This is a genomic window from Streptomyces sp. NPDC060035, from assembly GCF_042736635.1.
GTDB lineage: Bacteria > Actinomycetota > Actinomycetes > Streptomycetales > Streptomycetaceae > Streptomyces.
Genome location: NZ_JBHWVO010000027.1, coordinates 71510 through 95030, shown reverse-complemented (window position 1 = coordinate 95030; position 23521 = coordinate 71510). Strand labels below are relative to the sequence as shown.

Here is a 23521-nt window from a genome sequence, read left to right as displayed (position 1 = left end):
GGCCACCCTCGACGGGTGGCGGCCGGCCCCTCGGCGTCGTGCCGCGTCAGACGCCGGGGGTGGGCGTGGGTTCGAACCAGGTGGGGCCTTCGATGAGGGCCTGCTTGATGCGGAACAGGGAGAACTCCTTCAGCGGCGGCAGGGCGTCGACCGGGAACCACGCCACTTCCAGCGACTCGTCGTCGTTCACCCGTGCCTCGCCGCCGGTGGCCCGGCAGCGGAAGGTGACGTCGAGGTACTGGCACCGGTCGCCGTTGGCGTACTGCACGGGCTTCAGCGCCTGGGTGAGCACCACGCGCTCCGCGACGCAGTGCACGGCGGTCTCCTCGTACACCTCACGTTCCGCGGTTGCGGCGGGCTCCTCACCGGGCTCGGAGATGCCGCCGATGACCGACCATTCGCCGGTGTCGGACCGTCGGCCGAGCAGCACTCTGCCCTCGTCGTCGAAGACGATCGCGGTGATGCCCGGCAGCAGAAGCAACTGGTGTCCGGCGGTGGCGCGGATCTCGCGGATGAAGTCGGGAGTAGCCATGCGGCGAGCCTACGTGGCCGCCGGGACGTCCACGGGGCCCGTCCTGAGGCCGTTCCGGGCGCGCACGGACCGGACCGTCACCCAGCCGAGGCCGGCCACCGCGAGCAGCGCGAGGATCCCTTCGGGCAGGGGACCCATCCGCGTGGCCGGCGTGAGCGAGGACCGCAGCGGCACCTCGTCGACCAGGGCGTCCGCGGTGAACATCCCGGTCTTGTGCACGATCGTGCCGTCCGGCCGGATCACCGCGCTGACACCACTGGTGACGGGCACGACGACCGCCCGCCCGTGTTCGACCGCACGCACCTGGGACATCGCCAGCTGCTGGTAGGTCATCTCGCTGCGCCCGAAGGTCGCGTTGTTGCTCGGTACGGCGATCAGCTGGCCGCCGTTCTTGACGGTGTCGCGCACGGCGTCGTCGAATGCCGCCTCGTAGCAGGTGACAAGCCCCACCTTGGTGCCCGCCAGATCGAATACGCCGACCTTGCTGCCGGATCCGAAGTCGCGCTGCACGCGGTCGACGTCCTTGCTGAAGATCCGCACGAAGGACCGCATGGGCATGTATTCGCCGAACGGCTGGATGTGCCGCTTGTCGTACGTGTCCACGGGGCCGCTCTCCGGGTCCCACTCGATCAGGGTGTTGCGGAGACTTCCTGTGTCGGGCTCCAGCACGGCACCGATGACGGTGGGGACGCCGATGGCCTTCACTGCCTTGTCGATCACGTCGCGCGCGTCGGCGTTGCGGTACGGGTCGAGGTCGGAGGAGTTCTCCGGCCACAGGACGAAGTCCGGCTGGGGCACCTTGCCCGCCTTCACTTCCCGGGCCAGCTGCTCCGTTCGCTCTGCGTGGTTGTCCAGGACCGCCCGGCGCTGGGAATTGAAGTCGAGCCCCAGGCGCGGCACGTTGCCCTGGATGGCGGCGACGGTCGCGGTGCCGTCCTCGGCGGAGTCGTCGACGAGCGGCAGGGCCGCGAGGGCGGCCGCGACAGGGACCGCGACGGCTGTGGCTGCCGCCGCGACGGCGAAGCGGGGAACCGTGCCGGTGGCACGGTAGCTGCGGATCTGTCGCAGGGCTTCGAAAAGTCCGAAGCCGCACAGCACCACGGCGAAGGAGAGCAGCGGCGTCCCGCCCAGGGCGGCGAGCGGCAGGAACATGCTGTCCGCCTGGCCGAAGGCGATCCTGCCCCAGGGAAAGCCGCCGAACGGCACCCGGGCGCGGACCGCTTCGTCGAGTGCCCAGACCGCGGCAGCCCAGAAGGGCCAGTACGCGAGCCGGGATACCGCGGCGATCCCTACACAGCCCACCGCGATGAACACCGCTTCGGCGAGCGCCAGGGCGAGCCACGGGACGGGGCCGACCTCTTCTCCCGTCCAGTGCAGCAGCGGGAGCATGAAGCCGAGGCCGGCCAGGAGGCCGAGGCCCAGCGCAGCGCGCAGCCTGCGCGCGAACAGGACCCAGCCCAGCAGCGCGAACCCGGGCAGGACCAGCCACCACAGGGGCCGGGGCGGGAAGCTCGCGTAGAGCAGCGCACCGGACAGGACGGCTGCGGCCGGCCGGACGAGCCGCGGCCACAGCTTTCTGCTGCGGGACACGGAGGCGGACGGCGGTTCGACTGTGGTGATGGTGGCGCTCACCTGGCGGAGTCTACGGTGAGCGGCTGTGGGAGCGGCTGCCCGCTCCCCTCGTTCACAACTCCGCGGACTTCCCGGTGGTGCTCAGGTGCAGTCGGTCGCGGATGAACCGCACCGCCGCTTCCGCGTTGTCCACCGTGACGGTGAAGGTCCTGCCGTCGCCCAGTCTCAGCACCAGCCCCTCGCCCCGGCGCACCACCACTGCGGTTCCCTGCTCGGGGCGCCACCGGTACCCCCAGCCGCCCCACTGGCGCGGGGTGACCTTGGGGGCGAAGTCCGCGCCCACCACATGGGTGAGCAGGATCCGGCGCCTGGGCAGCCCTATGTGGCCGCAGCGCACCTCGAGGGCGTCGCCGTCGACCTTGACGGCCACGTGCACGAAGGCGAGGGTCCCGAAAAGGATCAGCAGTCCGGCGGCGAGACAGCCGATGACGGACATGAGCAGGGGGGCGATTCCGGCACTCCAGGCCGAATCGACAGCAAGTTCGATCCCGAGCGCCATGCATCCCGCCCCGGCGGCCGCGAGCAGCCACTGGAAGCGGTTGGTGGCCCGGCCGGTCCAGACCGTGGCCGCGGCCTGGCTCGAACCGTGCCTCGCACTGCCGGGGTGGTCCGTCATGCCAAGCAGCGTACCCACGTTCCGCGCCCCGGGGAGGGAGTGCGAAGGCCCGGCAGGCCGGGTGGGACGTCAGAGCACAGGGCTGACGGCCTTGAGGAGCAGCCCCTCCGCGTAGGCCAGAGCGGGTTCGGGCAGGTCGGCGGCGTGTCCGCCGAGGAGGACGGCGAGGGTGCCGACCGGTTCGGCCGACGGAGCGGGTCCGGAACCGATACGGCGCAGCGCCTGTGTGGCGACCGCCGTGGCGGAACCGTGCAGGACGACCCGCGGAAGGCCGGGCTGCTGCACTGCGGCGCGGATACGCTCGGCCACAAGCTCGTAGTGGGTACAGCCCAGGACCACGTCCGTCACCCCGCGCGGGGTGAGAGCTGCGGCGGCCGCCACCGCACGGTCGATGCCTGCCTCGTCCGCGTGCTGTACGGCGTCCGCAAGCCCGGGGCAGGGCACTTCGGTCACGTCCACCGACCGGGCGAAGTCGCGGATCAGTCCGCGTTGGTAAGGACTCCCGGTGGTGGCCGGGGTGGCCCAGATCGCGAGGGGGCCGCCGCCCGCCGCTGCGGGTTTGATCGCGGGGACCGTGCCGATGACCGGCAGTCCGGGTTCCAGTTCGGCCCGGAGGGCCGGCAGTGCGTGGACGGACGCGGTGTTGCAGGCGACGATCAGGGCGTCCGGCCGGTGGGCCGCGGCTGCGCGTGCCACCGCGAGCGCCCGGCCGGTCACGTCCTCGGGGGTACGGGGGCCCCAGGGCATCGAGCCGGGGTCCGACGACAGCACCAGATCGGCGTCTGGCCGCATCCGGCGTACCGCGGCAGCGGCAGCGAGCAGGCCGATTCCCGAGTCCATAAGTGCGATCTTCACCCGGTCACCATAGTCGACAGCCCTTACGGCGCCGCCGAAGTGGGGCAGACTTCGGCGGATGAGCGCCGTTGCCTGGATCGCCGTGGGTTCACTGATCGCGTGGGTGTGGCTGTTGCTGGGACAGGGGTTCTTCTGGCGGACCGACCAGCGGCTGCCCAGGCGTGCCGACCCGGTGCGCTGGCCCTCGGTCGCCGTGGTCGTGCCCGCCAGGGACGAGGCCGAGATGCTGCCCGTCAGCCTGCCGTCGCTGCTCGCACAGGACTATCCGGGGGACGCGGAGATCTTCCTCGTGGACGACTGCAGCCAGGACGGCACCGGTGAGCTCGCCCGTGCGCTGTCCCTGAGGCACGGGGGGCTGCCACTGACGGTGGTGTCACCGGGCGAGCCGGAGCCCGGCTGGACCGGCAAACTCTGGGCCCTGCGGCACGGAATCGCGCTGGCCAGGCAGCGGAAGCCGGAGTTCCTGCTGCTGACCGACGCAGACATCGCACATGAGCCGGACAGCCTGCGCGAACTGGTCGCGGCGGCCGGAACCGAGGGGGCGGGCGGCTTCGATCTGGTCTCGCAGATGGCTCGGCTGAGGGTGACGAGCACCTGGGAACGGCTGGTCGTGCCGGCCTTCGTCTATTTCTTCGGGCAGCTCTACCCCTTCCGCCGGGTCAACCGGGCGGGTACGAGGACGGCAGCCGCGGCGGGCGGCTGCGTGCTGCTGCGCACCGGGGCCGCCGAACGGGCACGGATCCCGGAGTCCATCCGTCAGGCTGTGATCGACGACGTGTCACTGGCGCGCGCGGTGCAGCGCAGCGGCGGCCGGATCTGGCTGGGGCTCGCGGAGCGGGTGGACAGTGCGCGGCCGTATCCGCAGCTCGGGGATCTGTGGCAGATGGTTTCGCGCAGTGCGTACGCGCAGTTGCGGCACAGTCCGCTGCTGCTGGCCGGAACCGTCCTCGGGCTGGGTCTCGTCTACGTCGCACCGCCGGCCACGCTCTGCGCCGGGCTGTTGACGGGCGATCCGGTGGCCGCGTGGGCGGGCGCAGCGGCGTGGACCGTGATGTCGGGGACGTACATGCCGATGCTGGGGTACTACCGGCAGTCGCTGTGGCTGGCGCCGCTCCTGCCGTTCACCGCCGTCCTCTATCTCCTCATGACGGTGGATTCGGCGGTGCAGCACTACCGCGGCCGCGGTGCGGCCTGGAAGGGGCGTACGTACACCCGTCCCGAGACCGCACCGGAGCCCTGATCCCGGCCCCGGGAGGCCGGGGTCACTTGCGGCCGGGAGTCCAGTTCATTCCCCAGCCGTAGGCTGCGTCTATGGTCCGCTGGGGGCTCACCCCGCGCTGCGGCACGAGATAGCGTGCCTCGCGCTGCACGGTGAGGTCTCCCCCGTTGTTGGTGATCAGTGCGAGAGCGCAGACGGTGGAGGGCACGGTGCATTCGTCGAGAGAGAAGTCGATCGCCGCCCCGTTCTGCGGCTGCAGAGTGACGGTGGCATGCAGATCGGCGAAACTCCGGGCGCCTTCGTAGATGGTGACGAAGATCAGAACGCGGCGCAGCCGGTCCTTGTGGTCGAGGTTGACCGTGAGGTTCTCACCGGTGGAGAGCGCGCCGGTCCGGTCGTCCCCGTCGAGGTGGATATAGGGCGGCCGGCGGAGATCGCCGAAGGCATTCCCCAGTGCCTGCACAACTCCCTTGCTTCCATCGGTGAGTTCGTACAGCGCGCAGAGATCGAGATCGAGATCGGCATGCATGGCGACGGCCCTGCCGAGTTTCGCTCCCCAGCTCTTGAACTGTTTGCGCACTTCCCAGTTGAGATTGACGCGCAGGGCTCCGGAGGTGCCGCCCTGTTTCGACAGGGAGACGGACGGCGCTTCCTTCGTCAGCGTGACCTTCGTCAGCCTCACCGGCTGCGTGACGGGGGGTGCGGCGGGAGGCGCGGCCGGGGGCGCGGCCTGCGGGGAGGGAGGGGCCTGAGGTGCACTGGAGGGCGCTTGTGCCGGCCGTGGGCGGGGGGCCTGCTGAGGCGGCGGCGACTGCTGCGGTTCGTCGACGGAAATACCGAAGTCCGTCGCCAGCCCCCCGAGTCCGGTGTCGTACCCCTGCCCGACGGCCCGGAATTTCCACGCGCCCTGCCGCAGGTACAACTCGCCGAGAATGAAGGCGGTCTCGACCGTCGCGTCCGCGCTCTCGAAGCGCGCGATCTCGGAGCCGCTCGACGAGTCCACGATGCGCACGTACAGGCCGGTCACCCGGCCGAAGGTGCCGCCGTCCGTCGAGGCCACGACGACCACCTGGTCGATCGCGGGCTCCATCGCCGCGAAGTCGACGACGAGGGTGTCCGTGACAGTGTCACCGGCCGTCCGCTTGCCGTCATGGCGCACCGCGCCGGATCCGTGTGCCGGCTGGTTGTAAAAGACGAAGTCCGCGTCGCTGCGTACCTTTCCCGACACGAGAAGGAGCGCCGAGGCATCCACATCCGGCGCCCCGGGAGAGGTGCGCCAGCCCAATTCGACCTGTACCACCTGAGCCGGCACCGGAACGTTGGTTCCCTTTTGCATGGTCATGCTCGCCCCCATCACGAGTCCGGCTGCCCGGAGTTTCACGCCAACCTAATCCCCGGCCCGCCGAGGAGCCCACAGGACGGCGGAGACTGCTCCCGGCGATCCGCCGGTAACCCCTGTGAACTCGCTCTCTACACGATCACCACGCGGCTCGGTGCCCCTTTTCGCCAATTTCGCCCACATTATGGAACGCGGTTCACTCATAGCGCGCAGAACAACCCTCCTATCGGACTCCCCCACGGGAGCCCTTCGACGGAGGGCTCCTTGGAGCGGGGTGATCCGACGAACCCTGAGTGGGTCCAGCTGGAGCCATCTGCCTTCGTCCGGACACCGTGGGGCCGGTGGAACGACCACCGCAAGCGATCAACCGGCTCGAGGGCTCCGACACGGGAGCCGTCGACCGCGCAGTCGTCCGCCTCCAACGAGCCCCTGCCCACCAGTTCGGCGTGGAGCACCGCATGCCGCTGGAGCCAGGCACGGGCTTCGGCCGAGTCCCGCAGGGCGGCACGGCAGGTCGGCCTGTCGGGCCCTGACGCCAACGGCGGAAAAGGGACGCCGCCGGCTCCGACATCTGCCGTCGGGACACTTGGACGGGCCGCACGAGGACGTGGTGACGGCGCCGACCCGCGAGGCCACGGGAGAGACCGGTGGTGTCATCGACCCGGCCGACGTCCGTCTCGCCACCATGGTGCATCAGGGTGAACTTGCCGGCGCACTCGTCGTGCTGCATGAGTTCGTGGGGTGTCCCGGACTCGATGATGCGGCCGTCGTCAAAGACGAGGCTGCGGTCACACTCGGCGGCACCCGCAAGCCATGGAAGACCAACACGGTGATCAGGTCCTGGCGCACCGTGGCCCCGCATCTCGGACAGACGGTGCACAGGCACAAGATCCACACGTCGTGATGGTGACCCAACTCCCTTTGCTGCAAGGGCAATTGGCAGCCAGTTGCCACCCTGTGTCGTACGTCACACCACGGGACTCTGGTTCGCGCAACCGCACGTCCTGGCACCATGCACGACCGTACTTGTCCGTAACCAGGTCAACGAAAGGTCAGGTGCACGGGATGAGAGTCACTGCCCGTCGCATGGGGGCGCTGATATCCGCGCTCGCCGTTGCGACCGGTCTCCAGTTCGCCGTATCCCCCACCGCGCAAGGCGCGATCATCGGCGATCTTCGTCTCGCCCCCTCTGTAAGCGCTGTACAGAACAGTTGGATCGTCGTCCTCAAGGACGGCAGCACCGATGCCGCCGATCTCGGCGTCACGCCCAAGCACACCTACCGCAATGTCCTTCAGGGCTTCTCCGCCTCCCTGTCAGGGACGAAGGCGAAGGCGCTCGCGGCAGACCCGCGCGTGGCGTACGTCGAGCAGAACTCGATCGTGCGGCTCAACGACACCCAGTCCAAAGCGACTTGGGGTCTCGACCGGGTCGACCAGCGGAACCTGCCTCTGTCGACGACATACACGCACAGCACGTCCGCTTCGAACGTGAACGCGTACATCATCGACACCGGAATCCGCACCTCCCACAGCGAGTTCGGCGGCCGAGCGAGCATCGGCAAGGACACGGTGGGCGACGGCCACAACGGCCAGGACTGCCAGGGCCACGGCACCCACGTGGCGGGCACGGTCGGCGGCAAGAGCTACGGCGTCGCCAAGGGCGCCAAGCTGATCGCCGTACGCGTCCTGGACTGCGACGGCTCCGGCACCACCGCCGGCGTCATCGCGGGCGTCGACTGGGTGACGGCCAACGCCAGGAAGCCGGCCGTCGCCAACATGAGCCTCGGCGGAAGTGCCAGCGCCTCGCTCGACGACGCGGTGAAGAAGTCGATCGCCTCCGGCGTCAGTTACTCGATCGCCGCGGGCAACGGACTCCCGATCCTGGGCCTCCCCGCGAACGCGTGCAACTACTCGCCCGCCCGTGTCGCCGAGGCGATCACGGTCGGCGCGACGGACAAGACGGACAGCCGCGCGTCGTTCTCCAACTACGGCACGTGCCTGGACCTGTTCGCGCCGGGCGTGGACATCACGTCGGCGTGGAAGGACAGCGACACCGCCACGAACACCATCTCGGGCACGTCCATGGCAACCCCGCACACAGCGGGCGTGGCAGCGCTCTACCTCGCCACCCACCCGACCGCGACCCCGGCCCAGGTCCGGAACGCGCTGGTGAACAACGCGACGAGCGGCAAGGTCCAGAACGCTCTGACAGGTTCGCCGAACAAGCTGCTGCACTCGCTGTTCTAGAACGGCTGGTGCCCAAGTTGCCCGAGGAGGAACCACCCGGAAGGGTACGGCCTCTCCTCGGGCAACAGCCGTGCGGCACCTGCCAGATCCCCTTGACGTACGAGCCCCCGAATCTCGTGCGCCGGGGGCACGTCGCTGAGGGCCACGGTCCCCTCGTCGGCGTGCCGCCTGCTCGCCGCTCCCGCGAGACCGCGCTGGAGCGACCGGTACGACAGGGTCTTCAGGATCGCCGAATTACTGGTGCCACCGGGTGCACCGAAGTGCGCGAGCACCGAGACACCGCCCCCGCTACGGGCCGCTTTCGACGAGTTCGTCAGCTGCTCCGCCCGGACAACGACCGACGCGAACTGTTCGCCGCAGTCATCTGGAGCGCGTTGCACGGCTCGGCTGTCCTGTCGGACAGCGGCCGCACCCCCTCAGGCCGGCCAGGAGGAACGACTCGATTTCCTCGTCACTCAGATCGCCGGCACCCCCCGCGGGCCGACCACGCCATAAGGGTCAAGGGGAAGGCCAAGGAACTGAACCGAGACACTAGTTGGGCGCATCTCTGTCACTGGCCGCGATGAACAAGCCCACGGGCGGCCGGCGTCGCGACGTGGTTGCGCAGGCCGAGCGGCTCTACGCACTCAACTGGGATGCCATCACTGTCGCCCGCGACCACGGCCTCCTCATCCGACCGGCTTCGTCATCGACCACCTGGGCATGCCCCGGGAGCTCCTGGACGAGAACGTGGAGCGAAATCCGGTGTTGATCATCTAAGGCGCCAGGAACGGGGGTTTCTCGGCCGTCGACGTCGAGGTGTTGTCACCTCAGCGCGGTGCTCGTGACTTCGCCTGCCTCACCTCGCCGACCGCGGCGAAGGAGGCGGCCGCCCGACGTGGCCTGTCCGTCGCGTCCACCGGTGGAGCAGGGGGTGGCCCGTCCGAAGTCCTGGCAGATCCTCCGAAGGGCCCGGTGCAGCCCGAATCGAAGGGCGTCAATCGCCGCTGCCGTCCTCACCCTTGAAGCGGAACGTTGGGCACAGCGCTCCGACCCGCAGAAAAGATACATTCAGATACTGGCATCCAGCACCGTCGCGGTTCACCCAGCACAACAGGCGGCGGGGCCGTAGTCCGAGGGGCCCCTGGGCTCCGGCCGCATGGGCCGGGGAACTGCCGGGCCGAACGGCACCGACACCGGCGGTGCCTGCGCCCTGTCAGTGCCCGGCAGCCACCTTCACCAGGGCCACCGCCACACCGATCGCCGCGTCCGCGAGGCCCGCCACCACTGCCGCCAGGGCGCCTCCTCCCATGCGCAGCCCGCCCAGACAGCCCCACAGGAAGAGGGAGACGACGCCCACGCCCGCCGCCGCCAGCAACGCGGCGGGCAGGGACAGGACGTCCAGCGCGGCCAGGCCGATCAGCACGGCCGGACCCGCGGCGCACGAGAGCAGGGGGCTGCTGACGTACAGCATGCGGCGCAGCTCGCGGCCGCCGGCGACGTGGCGGTGCACGGTGCGGTGCGCCTGCTGGTCGGCGACGAACGCGGCAAGCCACAGGCCAAGGGCTGTCGTCAGGACCGTGGCGAGGGCGCCGATGGAACCCACGTCACCGAAGGACAGGCCGACCACCACGGCGATCATCGTGATGGTCGCGTAGATGCGCTCTTTCAGGCGGTCCGCCAGTACGCCGGCCTCCGCGCCAGGCGGCAGATCCGCTCGCCGATCGTCCGCCACCTGATGCCCCTCACCTGTCACGGGACGCAGGTCGCGCGTCCCTCGGCCGTCGCGGCACGCGCGGTGTCCGGTACCACGGCTGCGGTCAGGGCCACGGCCACGGCCACGGCCACCAGCATGCCTCGGACCGGCGCCCGAAACCGGCAACCACGAGCGCGTGGTCGGCCGTTTCGGGTACACGGCAAATGGGCGCCTGGCCGGGCACGGCCGCCGACACACCGACGTCGCCTCGGCCTGAGCGGGCGCGGTTCGGGTCAGGTCGCGGTCGCCGAGCGGTTTGGGGCCGAGGTGAAACCGGGTCCTCTTCCCGGGCGACCTCTTCCCCGGTGAGCCACCACGACGAGGTGCTTTACCGGATCGTGCCCCCAACACCCCGGATTCCCTGGGGAAAAGTCCCTGGCGGAAGCTCCGGCCACCTGCTGAGAGCGCCGGGCGTGTACCGCTCATTCCGCTCCCCGGAATGTGTTGCGGTATGCGCGCGGCGACACTCCCAGCACCTCCCGGAAGTGCTGACGCATCGCCGTCCCGGTGCCGAAACCGGCCCGTGCGGCAACCTGGTCCACTGGCTCATCGCTCCGTTCCAGTAGCCGCCGCGCGTGCTGCAGCCGTTGTGCGGTCAGCCAGCGCATCGGTGTCGCCCCGGTCTCCCGGAGGAACCGCCGACCCAGCGTCCGCACGCTCATTGACGCTTCCCTGGCCAGGTCCTCCAGAACCAGCGGCTCCGCAAGGTGACGGAGGGCGTATGTACGGGCGGCGGCCGTCGAGTCGGCCCCCGGCTCGGGCACCGGCTGCTCGATGTACTGTGCCTGCCCGCCCTCCCGATGCGGCGGCACGACAGTGCGACGGGCGACCGTGTTGGCCACCTCGGCACCGTAGTCGCCCCGGATCATGTGAAGGCACAGGTCGATCCCGGCGGCGACGCCCGCCGAAGTGAGCACGCCCCGGTCTTCCGTGTACAGCACGTCCGGGTCGACGTCGACCTCCGGGTACAGCGTTCGCAGCTCGTCGCACGACTTCCAGTGCGTCGTCGCCCGCCGCCCGTCCAGCAGCCCAGCTGCCGCCAACACGAACGACCCCGTACAGATCGAGGCCACCCGCGCCCCGGCCGGGACTCGCGCCAGCGCCCGGCGCACCGGCTGCGCCAGTCGTCCCCGCTCCTGCGGACCGTAGTCCTCCACCGCGGCCGGCACGAGCACCGTGTCGGCGCTCTCCAGCGCCTCCGGACCGTGCGCCACGTTCACCGTGAAGTCCGCGTCCGTGGCGAGCTCGCCCGGTTCCGGTGCACACGTCACGACCGAGTACAGCGGTCGGCCGCCCTCCCCGACCGCCGTCCCGAACAGCCGGTGGACGATGCCCAACTCCATCGGCAGCAGCCCCGGGCGGACCAGCGTGACCACCCGATGCGGCCCCTCCCCACCACTCACCGTATTCATGGCCAGATTCTTTCACTACATGTCCAGCTGGCCAGTGGTCCGGGATCAGCGCCCTGCGAAGGATGAGACTCATGGAGACAAAATGACCGCCCGCCCCCGATACCCCCAGGAACGAGCCGACCGTCGGGGCCCTGCCCGACCGGAACAGCAGGCCGGTAACCGGCCCGGGCACCGCGCCTGGTGGGTCGCCGCCGCAGCAGCCCTGGCGATCGTGGTCGCCGGAACCTTCTCCACGATGCCCGGCATCCTCCTGGGCCCTCTCCAGGAGGAGTTCCACTGGTCGCGCGGCACTATTGGCCTCGCCGCCTCGGTGAACATGGTCCTGTACGGACTCACCGCGCCATTTGCCGCCGCCCTGATGGACCGATTCGGCATCCGCCGCGTCGTCGTCGCCGCCCTGAGCACCGTCGCGGCCGGCTCCATGCTCACCACCCTGATGAACGCCTCCTGGCAGTTCACCCTCTTCTGGGGCTTCCTCGTCGGCCTCGGCACCGGCTCCATGGCCATGGCCTTCGGCGCCACCGTCACCAACCGTTGGTTTACCACCCGGCGCGGCCTGGTCACCGGCATCCTCTCCTCCGGCAGCGTTTTCGGGCAGATGGTCTTCCTGCCCGCACTGTCCTGGACGATCGACCACTACGACTGGCGACCCGCCCTGGTCAGCCTCGCGCTCGCCGCTCTGGCTGTCGCCCCACTCGTCTGGACGATCCTGCGCGACCACCCCGCCGACTTGGGCCAACGCCCGTACGGCAGCCAGGAATTCATCCCGAAGCCGCCAGCCGTCCCCGGGGTCGCCCGGCGCACCCTCACCGTGCTCCGTGACTCCGCACACACTGCGCCCTTCTGGCTACTCGCCGGTGCCTTCGCTATCTGCGGCGCCACCACCAACGGCATCATGTGGACACACTTCACCCCGGCCGCTCACGACCACGGCATGGCGATCACCACCGCGTCGACCCTGCTCGCCCTCATCGGCATCTTCAACGTCGCGGGCACCATCGGCTCCGGCTGGCTCACCGACCGTATGGACCCCCGCCGCCTGCTCGCCGTCCACTTCGCCCTGCGCGGCATCCTGCTCGTACTGCTCCCGCTGATGATGGCCGCAACGGTCAATCCAGCCATGATGGTCTTCGTGGTCGCCTTCGGCCTCCTCGACCTCGCCACGGTCCCGCCCGTCATCGCTCTGTGCCGCGAGTTCTACGGCGAGGACAGCGCCATCGTCTTCGGCTGGGTCAACGCCGCTCACCAGATCGGCGCCGCCCTGGCCGCTTTCCTCGGCGGCGTCGCCCGCGATGCCTTCGGTAGCTACGACCTGGTGTGGCTTCTGCTCGGTTCCACCTGCGCCGCCGCTGCGTCGGTATCCCTGGTCATCCGTCGCAGCCCCGCCGTGGACGACACCGCGGGGCTGCCGTCCGAATGTGAGGTGGTGTCGGAGGGCAGGCCGGCCGGGTGACGCCTGCCCGGTCGCGACGGCCGGCGGTCAGTCGGGTATCGCTCACCGGGCGGCAGACGCAGCGCCGTTCAGTGGCTCGGCCGCATCGGCGCACCAGAGGCCGCAGACCGCCTGCGGCCGTTGCCTTCCTCGGTCGGCACCTTGCACAAGCCGCTGACGGGGCGCCGGTACTGGCGCTCTGCGGCGCCCAAGCCGTTGCCGCGACAGCTCGTACCCGCGTCGTCAAGCCGGGCAGATCCGCGGCGTCAGCCTGCCCGCCGGTGTCACCGACGTCGTGCTCCTGCCAGGTGGAGTGAACGAGCTGCGAACGCATGGATCCTCGTGACCCCCGACCGGCCGCCCCGTACACGCGGTACCTGAACGACATCACCGGTTGCGGCTCCCCCGGCCTCGCCCCCTCTGCTGCGGCTGTCCGGCCGCAGCGACCGAGCAGGCCCGGTTGCTTTTCCCCGACGACCAACTCAGCTGCCGTCGGAGCGCGTTCCTTCCGCCGATCCGCCGAGGCCCTCCTTCGCGACTGCATAGACGGCGACTCGGCCGCGCCGTCGCCTCCGACGCCCTGGATGTTCTGTCTTCTCTCTCGCCATCACCTCCCACCTTTTGATGAATCATCAGAAAGTTTCAGAGATTCGTACCGAACCTCTGGACAGTCCCCCACGCGGCGCCCTAATCTCTCGGCCCACCGAGACATGTGTTTCATCCCGGTAACACCGCAGCCCATCGGCGTTCCCCTCGAACGCCCTTCACCTCACGAGTCTTTCCACGTCTCTCCCCCCATGGCCGGGCCACCACCCGTCACGAGGCATCGCGCGATCGCCGCCACAGCGGTCGTCGCACACGCACCGTTTCAGCACCCGTCGAAACACGGGGATACCGGCCGGGTCACCGACTCCGCCGTGACCGCAGCGGAAGGGAAGCGACATGAAGATTCTTACGTTCATCGCCACGGCCTCACTGGTGGCATCCGGGAGCCTGGTGGCCTTCTCCGGCTCCGCCCAGGCAGCCCTCTACACCACCTGTGTCGGTGACGGCGGGGCCGTGACCGTCAGCAACGACCTGGTCGTACCGGCCGGGAAGTCCTGCACCCTCACCGGCACGAGAGTCAAGGGCACGGTGACGGTCGAGGCAGGAGCAGACCTCGTGGCGGCGGGCGCCACCTTCAACGGCGCGGTCACCGTCGAGGAGAACGCCTATCTCGACCTCACCGACACCACCGTCAAGGGCGCGCTGACCACCCGCTCCGCCTTCGGCGCGCACCTGGAGAAGAGCAGCCTCAAGCAGGTCGACGCCACCGAGGGGTTCGTCTACGTGGTCGACTCGACACTCGGCGGGAACGTCAGCACCGGAGCCGGCGAGCTGTACGTCTCCGGAAGCACGCTCAACGGCTCGCTGACGGGTGACGGCAACCAGTACAGCGACGTCTACGACACCACCGTCAAGGGCGCGCTCACCGTCAACGGAAACACCCTGGGCGGCGTGTTCTGCGCCAGCGAGGTGTACGGCGCCGCGAAGTACGCGGGCAACGCCGACAACCTCCAGCTCGGCGGCGAGGGTCTGATCGGATCCTGCGCGGGCGCCTCGTACTTCGGCGGCAATCTGGCGGTCACCGACAACACCGCGAAAGCCGTACTCGACAACGTGATCGTGCGCGGCGGGCTCACCGCGACCGGCAACGACCCCGTCCTGGTCGTGGGCGAGTTGGCGCGTATCCGTGGCGCCGTCACCGGAGAGACCGCCGCCGCCGACCCGTCGTCCTCCCGCTCGGCGAAGGAGGCGGCGCCGCAGGACCGTGGTGCCGACCTCGCCGAGAAGGCCGCCGCCCGCGCCTCTGCTGCTCGGGCCGACGCCCACGGGGCGGGCACGTCCCGCCTCTGACGCCGAGCGGCCAAGCCGGCGGCACACGCGGCGGCACCGGCAGGTGACGGCGGCCGCCCCCGTCGCCGTACCCTCGCCCCCTCCCGCCGCCAACCACCCACGCTCGTTCAGCAGTTGTCCGGAGCCCGTGGATCCCCGTCGCGACGCACATCGCCGAGCCGCTGCCCGGCCGCGCGCGCCCCGACCCGTACCTCCTTCTCCTCATTCCCCAGGAGTGACCGTGAGTCATATCCACAAGTCCTTCGACCGCAGGGACTTCCTGCGCGCCACCGTCGGCACCACCGTGGCCATCGCCGCCGCCTCCGTCACCGGGGCATCCGCGACCTCCGCCGCCGCCGCCGCGCCGAGCAGTCTGTCCATCCCCAAGGACCGCATCGGCATCCAGCTCTACAGCATCCGCGACAAGGTCAGTGCGCTCGGCTTCGGCGTCGTCCTCCCCGAACTGGCCCGGATCGGCTACAAGGAGATCGAGTTCGCCGGATACACCCAGTCCACCTCCGTCCTGGGCCGTCAGATCACTCTCCCGGAGATCCGCAAGCTGCTGGACGACCACGGTCTGCGCGCCGTCGGCAGCCACGTCGGCATCGGCAATCTGCGCACCAACCTCCAGGCCGAGCTGGACGCCGCGCAGATCCTCGGGATGCCGCACGTGGGCACCGCCAACGCGCCCTCGAACGTCAACACCGTCGCGGGCTACCGCGCCGCCGCCGACGAGTTCAACATCTGGGGCGCCGCGGCGACCGCGCGTGGCCTGAAGCTCTACCAGCACAACCACGCGGGCGAGTTCGCGTTCGCCACCGACCAGCCGTCGGTCCGGCTGTACGACGTGTTCCTCAAGAACACCGATCCGCGCCACGTCTATCTCGAGCTGGACATCTACTGGGCGTATGTGGGCCAGTACCGCTGGCCCGGATTCGACCCCGCCGCGTACGTGCGCAACCAGCCGTACCGCTACCCGCTGTTCCACATGAAGGACGGCGACGCCAACGCGGCGAACGCCAACGGCTTCGACATAGTCGAGTTCGGTGCCGGTGACCTTCCGTACGAGAGGTTCGTCCGCGACATCGGGCCGCGCGCCTCGCACGTAGGCATCTGGGAGCAGGACACCGCACCCAACACCGCGCCGAATCCGCCGGGTTCGCTCGGCGCGGCGGAGCGCAGCTTCACGGCGCTCAAGGGACTCCTCGGCTGAGAGTGCCCCGATGAAGGAAGGCGCCCCCGTGCGGCGGCGCCTCCGTGTCCGCTCCTTACCGCCAGCGATCGAGGAGACACATCACCGTGCACCGCACCCTGAGAAGTTTGATCACGGGGGTCCTGCTCGTGGCACTGCCCGCACTGGGCGGTGTGGCCCTCGCGCCCGCCGCCCAGGCGCACCCGGGCCACGAACACGCCCTGGACTGGTCGAACTACGAGAAAGTCACCCTGACGAAGGACACCGGCGAGCCGATCGACCTCGCCGTACTGCCCGACAACCGTGTCCTGCACACCGCCCGTAACGGCGACGTACGGCTCACCGACCCCGGCACCGGTGTCACGAAGGTCGTCAACCACGTCGACGTGTACCAGAACTCCGAGATGGGGTTGCAGACAGTCACGCTCGACCCGGACTTCGCCACCAACAAGTGGGTCTACCTGTACTACTCGCCGCCGCTGAACACCCCGGCCGGGTCCGCCCCGCAGCAACTGCCCGCCGGGCAGAACGACTCGTACTGGAAGCAGTGGGAGGGGTACGACACCCTGACCCGCTTCAGGTGGACCGGCGACAAGCTCGACCTCTCCACCGCGCAGGAGATCATCCGGGTCGACACCAACCGCGGCCAGTGCTGCCACGTCGCCGGTGACGTGGACTTCGACGGCGAGGGGAACCTCTACCTCGCGACCGGCGGCAACACTCCGGCGTCCGGCCCGAACGTCAACGGCTACACGCCGATCAACGACGCGGCCGGCTACAACCCGGGGCTGGACGAGCGCCGCGGCTCGGGCAACACCAACGACCTGCGGGGCAAGATCCTGCGGATCGACGTTCAGGAAGACGGCAGTTACACCATCCCGGAGGGGAACCTCTTCGAGCCCGGCACGGCCAGGACCCGCCCCGAGATCTTCGTGATGGGCCTGCGCAATCCCTTCCGGCTGGCGGTGGACCCCGAGACCGACGCCGTGATGTGGGGCGACTACGGCCCCGACGCCGGTACCGCCGACCCGAACCGCGGGCCGATGGGATACGTCGAATGGCAGACCACGACCAAGGCCATGAACAGCGGCTGGCCGTTCTGCACGGGTGACAACAGCAAGCCCTACCGGGACTTCGACTTCGCCACCCTCACGCCCGGCCCCGCCTTCGACTGCGCGGCGCCGGTCAACGACTCCCGCTGGAACACCGGCCTGACCGAGCTGCCCGCGCCCGTGCCGGCCACGCTCTGGTACGGCGACCGGGACACCGACCAGCCGTGGCCCGAACTGACCGCCTTCCGCGGTCCCGGCGGCCCCGGCGGCCAGGCGCCGATGGGCGGTCCGGTCTACCACTACGACGCGGACAACCCCTCACCGGGCAAGTTCCCCGAGTACTGGGACGGCAAGGCGTTCTTCGCGGAGTTCTCCCAGGACTACGTCGCCGCTTTCACGCTCGACGGGCCGGACGGTCCCGTGAGCAAGTTGGAGAACGTCCTGCCCAACAGCGAGCGTTCGCAGAACGGCATCCCGCAGTGGGACAACCCGATGGACCTGGAGTTCGGCCCGGACGGCGCGCTCTACGTCCTCGACTACGGGGACGGCTTCTTCCGGCAGAATCCCGACGCGGGTCTCTACCGGATCGACTACGCCGAGGGCAACAAGGCGCCCACCGCCGTGATCAAGGCCGACAAGACGTCCGGCCAGGCCCCGCTGGAGGTCTCGTTCAGCGCTACGGGCTCCAGTGACCCGGAGAACGGCGACCTCACCTACCAGTGGGACCTCGACGGCGACGGCACCTTCGACGCCACCGGGCCCACGGCCGGCCGTACGTATCCGGAGAACGGGCAGTTCCAGGCCCGGCTGAAGGTCTCCGACCCGCAGGGCAAGTCCGGCCTGTCGAGCCGTCAGATCACCGTGGGGAACACGGCGCCGACGGTACGGATCACCTCGCCACCCGACGGCGGGTTCTTCAACTGGGGCGACGCCGTGCCGTACGGCATAGCCGTCGATGACCCTGAGGACGGCACCACTCCGGACTGCGCCAAGGCCGCCTGGACCTTCGGTCTCGGGCACAACCAGCACGGGCACCCGGTCAACAGCGGCACCGGCTGCACGGGCGGCGTCGCGACCCCGACCGACGCGGGGCACGGTGATACCGAGAACGTCTTCGGCGTCCTCGGCATCACCTACACCGACAAGGGCGCGGGCGGCGTTCCGCCCGCGACCGGTGACGCCCAGGTGGTGCTCAACCCGGCCGTCATGCAGGCCGAGCACCACGACTCGGCGGAGGGCGTCACGATCACGGACGACACCACAGCCTCCGGGCAGCGCAAGCTGACCTCCTTCGACGCGGGTGACTGGATCGCGTACGACCCGGTGTCGTTCGCCGGGATCACCGGGGTGAAGACCCGTGCCAGTGGCGCCGGCACGCTGGCGCTGCGCTGGGGCGCGGCCGACGCCGAGCCGTTCGCCACCGTGCCGGTCCCGGCCGAAGAGGGCTGGCAGTCCATCACCACCGCGCTTCCGAACGCCCCTTCGGGGAGCGGTGAGGTCTTCGTCACCAGCTCCGGCGGTGTCGAGCTGGACTCGCTGACCTTCCAGGGCGCGGGCGTCGCGGACAAGACCGCGCCCAGGGTCACCGCCACACTCAACCCGCCCCGACCCAACGGGGAGGACGGCTGGTACACCGGCAACGTGTCGCTCGCGGTCTCGGCGACCGACAACGGGACGGTCGCCGGCCGTCAGTACTCGGTCGACGGCGGGACGACGTGGCAGTCGGCCAACGCGGCCGTCACCCTGTCCAACGAGGGTGCCACGACCGTCCGTTACCGGGCGACCGACAACGGCGGAAACGTCTCCGAGGTGGGTTCGCTCACCGTACGGATCGACCGCACCGGTCCCACGGTGGCGGTGAACGGCCTCGACGCCGATGGCGTCTACGGGGACTCCAAGCGCCCGACGCCGGTCTTCTCGGCGCAGGACGCGGTGTCCGGCGGGGCCACCGCGACGGCCACGCTGGATGGCACCTCCGTCACCTCCGGTCAGGCGCTGGAGCTGTGGCGGCTGCCGCTCGGGAACCATGACCTCACGGTCAGGGCCCGGGACAAGGCCGGCAACACCACCACGAAGACGGTGGCCTTCACGACCCGTACCTCCTACGCGGACATCCGCGCGCTGATCACCCAGCTGCGGGCCGACGGCCTGATCACGGCGCAGGGACAGCAGCGGCTGAGCGTACGGCTCGCCCAGGCCGAGGCGCACGCAGACGCGGGCCGCACCAGTCAAGCCACGGCCGTGCTGGAATCGTTCGCCGGCTACACGTCCGACACCGCCCTGGTTCCGGACAGCGCAGCGGGCGCGGCCCTGGCACGGAGCGCGCGGGCGCTGAAGGGAGGCGCCACCGGCTGACGCCGGGACGGACGGAGCTGCCCCGCTGTCACCGGCGGGGCAGTTCTGTGCCCGAGCTCTGTGACAGGGTCCTGCTTCCGGATGGTGGGATCCCCGCCCGGAGAGTTCCGTCAACGATGCGGAAACTTTCTTCGTTCTGTGGAAAAGTTGCCGGAAGCCGCCCGTGCTCCTGCGGCCCCGCGAGCACGGGACCTGCCGGGCGGTATGGTGCCCGGCCCCGTACCGTCCCCGCGACAACTCCAGAAAACTGTCCGAGGGCGTCCAGAGGAAGTGAGCCCGTGAACATCCAGTACCGCGTGTTGAGCCTACTGCGTGACAACGGCCCGTTGTCCCGCGCCCAACTCGCGGACCGGCTGGAGGTTCCCCGCCCGCGGCTGCTCGGCGAACTCGACCGCATGGTCGCCGCCGGGCGGGTCCGTGAGGCGGGCCCCGCCGCGTCGCGCGGCGGGCGGCGCTCCACCCTCGTCCAGCTCGACCCCGGTGTGCGGTTCGCCGCCGTCGATCTGGGCGCCAGCTCCATCGACATCGAGATCACCGACGGCGCGCTCGCGCCGGTGGCCTCCTGCTCCGAGCCGGCAGACATCCGCTCCGGACCGGTCGCCGTGCTCGGGCGCGTCAGCGAACTCCTGCGCGCGATGGGCGACCAGGGGCACTGCACGCGACTCGACGCAATCGGCATCGGGCTGCCGGGGCCGGTCAGCTTCCGGGAAGGCATACCCGTCTCGCCGCCGATCATGGTGGGCTGGAACCGCTTTCCGGTACGCGACACCCTCGCCCTCGCGCACGGCTGCCCCGTCGTGGTCGACAACGACGTCAACGTGATGTCCCTCGGTGAGCAGCACAGCGGGGTCGCGAGGACCGTCGACCATCTGCTCTTCGTGAAGATCGGCAGCGGTATCGGCTCCGGCATGCAGCATCACGGCCGCATCTACCGGGGCGCGGAGGGGTGCGCCGGCGACATCGGGCACGTCCAGGTCGAGGCCGAGGCGGACGGGCCTGTCTGCTCCTGCGGGAACACCGGCTGTCTGGAGGCGTACTTCGGCGGGGTGGCCCTGTCCAGGGACGCCACCGAGGCCGCAAAGTCCGGCCGGTCGCCCGCCCTTGCCGAACGGCTGGCCGAGCGGGGGGTATTGACCGCACTGGATGTCGGGGAGTGTGCGGACGGCGGCGACAGCACGAGCGTCAGCCTGATCCGGGCCGGCGGCCACCGGGTCGGGCAGGTCCTCGCCACGCTGGTCAGCTTCATGAACCCGTCAATGATCGTGATCGGCGGCGGTCTGACCGGGCTCGGCTATCCCCTGCTCGCCGAGATCCGCAGCGTCGTGTACAAACGCTCACTTCCCCTGGCCACCGGCAATCTGCCGATCGTCATGTCCGAACTCGGCCCCCGCGCGGGGGTCGTGGGCGCAGCGCTCCTGGCGAGCGAACTCGCTTACGGTGAGGCCTCGGTGGCTGGGGACGTCGGAAGAAGAGCGGCCACCGGCTAAGGGCTGTCCCATAATCCCTGGTGGATCAGCGTACGGCGTCGGATGCGGTGCATCGCAAGGCGGAGGGACGTCCGCATACTGGATGTATTCGGGCGTTCCGACAATGCGGCGAGGTGCCGTAGCTGTCGTCGTGCGCCCGCCAGGGATTACGGGACAGCCCTTGGAGCGGCTTGAGCGCCTGCCGAGCGCCCGGTGACAGTGGCGCTGATCCCGGTCCCGGTCGGCACGCCAGAAGATCGGTGTCAGGCATGCCCATTCCCGGCAGACCTCAGAGCGACAGGACCCGGCAAGGGTCTCCTCACATCGCCACGGACCAGGACGGTACAAGCCTGCACACGCCACCCACCTCTTTCCCGAGTCGGGCGACGCGTCCACTGACACATCGCCGGCACGATCGACAGGGATCGGAACGGCATTCACGGCGCCGCCTGCCGGGGACAACTGACGTCGGCTGCTTGGACAGTTCGGACGATCCAGCGGCGGCACGGCGGCCTGGCTCTCCGATCCGCAATCGAAGCTTCTGTTCTTGCGGATCCCCGACGCGGCGGGATCCGCAAATCGACGGTAGGGCTCGGCCACCGCCCTGGTCGCCCCCGACACAAGTGGGTTCCGAACCAGAAAGGCGAGGCCTGCTCGAACGCACTGGAGTGCTCCGTACCCGGAGATCCGGATAAACCAGGTCCGGAGATGGTCCCCGTCGACATGTAATGCGTCCTTGCCCATGAGTCGGGCGACCTTCTTGGTGCCAAGGCCGGGTATGGGGTGGAGGACGCAGGCCAGGAGCGGGCTGGACGCTCTCCCGAAACCGGCGGGCTGCGACGCCGCCGAGCCAGTGGGCCAGGTCGTCATCGAGCGCGCCGTCCGCGGTGGCAACCGGCAGGCCGCGGCTGCCGTCGGCGATCTCCGGACAGTCCTAAGGCTCCAGGCGCCTCGGGGTCGATGCCCTCCGTCCTGTCGAGCGCCACGCCGGATTGTCGCCCTTTGTAGCCCATCCGCCACTTCTTGTTAGCAACGCCCTCCAACGGAAAAGCCCCGCTGTTAACGGAGGCTTTAACGATGCCTTGGCAGGTCAGGCCAACAAAAGCAGCGTAAAACGGATTACCCCAAGATTGGGGCTCCCCAACCAGCACATCGTGGGCTTAACTTATGTGTCATGACCTCCCCCCGCTCCACCTACGGCGGCGGCTACTACGCCGCGCCGTCGTTCCCCGACACCCCGATCTACGACTCCCTGGTCGCCGAGCGGGGCACTCCTCAGATCGCACCGATCCGAGTCCCCGCCGCGTACGACACGGGCAACAGCTATCTGCCGGCTCTGCAGTCGTCGCTTCCTGCCCTGCCCGCCGCCCCGTCCAACGGGTCGTACGGCTACCCGCAGCAGGCACAGCAGACGCAGTACCAGAACGCGGGCATGCAGCACGCGCCGATGCAGCCCGCACACCTGCAGCACGCGCCCGCCCCGTACATCCCGCAGCAGCCCTCGGCGCCCCGCGGCTACCAGCAGCAGCCGCAGCGTCCCGGCACGGGATACGAGTCGATGCGTCCGGCGGCGCCGCGGCCCGCTCCGACTCCGTCCCCGTACGAGGACCCGTACAACCGTCCGTATCAGGGCCGGGGGTACTGAGCCCGCTCAACTGCCCGCCGTCGGACGCGGCTGGCAAAATGGATGCATGGTTTCTCCTGTACTCAGGGCTGTCCGCATCCACCCGGTCAAATCTCTGGCAGCGTGCGCGGCCGAGCAGGCCGTTGTCGAGCCATGGGGACTCGACGGCGACCGCCGCTGGATGCTGATCGACGGCCGGGGCAAGGTGGTCACCCAGCGTCAGCAGCCCGGCATGGCCCAGTTGTCCGCTATGCCCCTGCCCGGTGGTGGGGTGTTCGTCTCGGCTCCGCGGAGTGCGCCGCTGACCGTGGAAGTGCCGGAGCCGGCCTTCACCGTCGGCGCGGAGCTGTTCAGGGACAAGGTCGAGGTGGTGGAGGCGGCCGAGGCCGCGCACTCCTGGTTCAGCGCACGCCTCGGCGCGGAGGTCCGGCTCGTCCATCTCGACGCGCCGTCGCACCGCAGGCCCGTCGATCCGGCGTTCGGCCGCCCGGGCGAGACCGTTTCGTTCGCAGACGGTTTCCCCCTGCTTCTCACTTCGTGTGCCTCGCTGGATGCCCTCAACGCACTCGTGGCACGGGGTGACCACCCGCAGGAGGGCCCTCTGCCGATGAACCGCTTCCGGCCGAATGTGGTCGTGGACGGGACGGCCCCGTGGGCCGAGGACGACTGGGAGCGGATCGCGATCGGGGAGGTCGCCTTCCGCGTGGCGAAGCCGTGCGGCCGCTGCATCGTGACCACCACCGACCAGCGGACGTCGCAGCGCGGCAAGGAACCGTTGCATACGCTCGCCCGCCATCGTCTGGTCGGAAGGGATCTCCTGTTCGGCCAGAATCTGATTCCTGACGGCACCGGGGTGATCCGGGTCGGGGACCCGGTGCGGATCCTCGGATGACGGGCCGGTCCACCCGGGTCCGCCGGGAACTCATCGGAGCATGCGG

18 protein-coding genes are annotated in these 23521 nt (G+C 69.8%); 10 read left to right on the top strand and 8 right to left on the bottom strand.

Annotation, left to right across the window (positions count from 1 at the left end):
• Positions 1-46: 46 nt before the first annotated feature.
• The 4 genes from ACFWBQ_RS31750 to ACFWBQ_RS31735 form a co-directional block, all read right to left on the bottom strand.
• Positions 47-532: an NUDIX domain-containing protein gene (locus ACFWBQ_RS31750; protein WP_385504368.1), complete on the bottom strand. Its 486-nt coding sequence runs from the start codon at positions 530-532 to the stop codon at positions 47-49.
• Positions 533-541: 9 nt separating this feature from the next.
• Positions 542-2164, bottom strand: coding sequence for an apolipoprotein N-acyltransferase (gene lnt, locus ACFWBQ_RS31745; protein WP_385504365.1), 1623 nt, complete (start codon positions 2162-2164; stop codon positions 542-544).
• Positions 2165-2216: 52 nt separating this feature from the next.
• Positions 2217-2780, bottom strand: coding sequence for a hypothetical protein (locus ACFWBQ_RS31740; RefSeq protein ID WP_385504357.1), 564 nt, complete (start codon positions 2778-2780; stop codon positions 2217-2219).
• Positions 2781-2849: 69 nt separating this feature from the next.
• Positions 2850-3635, bottom strand: coding sequence for a glutamate racemase (locus tag ACFWBQ_RS31735; RefSeq protein ID WP_385504355.1), 786 nt, complete (start codon positions 3633-3635; stop codon positions 2850-2852).
• A 58-nt stretch (positions 3636-3693) separates the two neighbouring features.
• On the opposite strand from ACFWBQ_RS31735, the gene ACFWBQ_RS31730 reads away from it, so the two are divergent.
• Positions 3694-4875, top strand: coding sequence for a glycosyltransferase (locus ACFWBQ_RS31730; RefSeq protein ID WP_385504350.1), 1182 nt, complete (start codon positions 3694-3696; stop codon positions 4873-4875).
• 22 nt (positions 4876-4897) lie between these two features.
• Here the strand turns inward: ACFWBQ_RS31730 and ACFWBQ_RS31725 are convergent, their stop codons facing one another.
• Positions 4898-6208: a TerD family protein gene (locus tag ACFWBQ_RS31725; protein WP_385504381.1), complete on the bottom strand. Its 1311-nt coding sequence runs from the start codon at positions 6206-6208 to the stop codon at positions 4898-4900.
• 571 nt (positions 6209-6779) lie between these two features.
• Between ACFWBQ_RS31725 and ACFWBQ_RS31720 the strand changes: the two genes are divergently transcribed.
• Positions 6780-7097, top strand: coding sequence for a hypothetical protein (locus ACFWBQ_RS31720; RefSeq protein ID WP_385504347.1), 318 nt, complete (start codon positions 6780-6782; stop codon positions 7095-7097).
• A gap of 161 nt (positions 7098-7258) precedes the next feature.
• Positions 7259-8440, top strand: coding sequence for a S8 family peptidase (locus tag ACFWBQ_RS31715; RefSeq protein WP_385504344.1), 1182 nt, complete (start codon positions 7259-7261; stop codon positions 8438-8440).
• Here ACFWBQ_RS31715 and ACFWBQ_RS31710 read toward each other — a convergent pair.
• The 3 genes from ACFWBQ_RS31710 to ACFWBQ_RS31700 all read right to left on the bottom strand — a co-directional run bounded on the left by ACFWBQ_RS31710 (position 8437) and on the right by ACFWBQ_RS31700 (position 11587).
• Positions 8437-8820, bottom strand: a complete 384-nt coding sequence (locus ACFWBQ_RS31710; RefSeq protein WP_385504341.1) for a DUF4291 family protein — start codon at positions 8818-8820, stop codon at positions 8437-8439. The two genes, ACFWBQ_RS31715 and ACFWBQ_RS31710, sit on opposite strands and share 4 nt — an antisense overlap.
• A gap of 815 nt (positions 8821-9635) precedes the next feature.
• Entirely contained in the window at positions 9636-10154 is a 519-nt protein-coding gene (locus ACFWBQ_RS31705) for a hypothetical protein (protein ID WP_385504338.1), read from the bottom strand.
• Positions 10155-10597: 443 nt separating this feature from the next.
• Entirely contained in the window at positions 10598-11587 is a 990-nt protein-coding gene (locus tag ACFWBQ_RS31700; protein ID WP_385504335.1) for a GlxA family transcriptional regulator, read from the bottom strand.
• Positions 11588-11669: 82 nt separating this feature from the next.
• Here ACFWBQ_RS31700 and ACFWBQ_RS31695 point away from each other — a divergent pair, with 82 nt between their 5' ends.
• From ACFWBQ_RS31695 to ACFWBQ_RS31665, 7 genes are all read left to right on the top strand, one after another.
• Positions 11670-13040, top strand: coding sequence for an MFS transporter (locus ACFWBQ_RS31695; RefSeq protein WP_385504330.1), 1371 nt, complete (start codon positions 11670-11672; stop codon positions 13038-13040).
• Positions 13041-13961: 921 nt separating this feature from the next.
• The gene (locus ACFWBQ_RS31690) at positions 13962-14915 is read left to right on the top strand and encodes a hypothetical protein (RefSeq protein WP_385504325.1); all 954 of its coding nucleotides are present in this window, start codon (positions 13962-13964) and stop codon (positions 14913-14915) included.
• 220 nt (positions 14916-15135) lie between these two features.
• Entirely contained in the window at positions 15136-16107 is a 972-nt protein-coding gene (locus ACFWBQ_RS31685; protein ID WP_385504320.1) for a sugar phosphate isomerase/epimerase family protein, read from the top strand.
• A gap of 107 nt (positions 16108-16214) precedes the next feature.
• Positions 16215-19493 (top strand): PQQ-dependent sugar dehydrogenase, encoded by a 3279-nt coding sequence (locus ACFWBQ_RS31680; protein ID WP_385504315.1) that lies wholly within the window; start codon positions 16215-16217, stop codon positions 19491-19493.
• 278 nt (positions 19494-19771) lie between these two features.
• Entirely contained in the window at positions 19772-20980 is a 1209-nt protein-coding gene (locus ACFWBQ_RS31675; protein ID WP_385504311.1) for an ROK family protein, read from the top strand.
• 1153 nt (positions 20981-22133) lie between these two features.
• Positions 22134-22604 (top strand): DUF6643 family protein, encoded by a 471-nt coding sequence (locus tag ACFWBQ_RS31670; protein WP_385504307.1) that lies wholly within the window; start codon positions 22134-22136, stop codon positions 22602-22604.
• Positions 22605-22650: 46 nt separating this feature from the next.
• Complete coding sequence (locus ACFWBQ_RS31665) at positions 22651-23475, top strand: MOSC domain-containing protein (RefSeq protein ID WP_385504304.1); 825 nt, start codon at positions 22651-22653, stop codon at positions 23473-23475.
• The last annotated feature ends 46 nt before the right edge of the window (positions 23476-23521 follow it).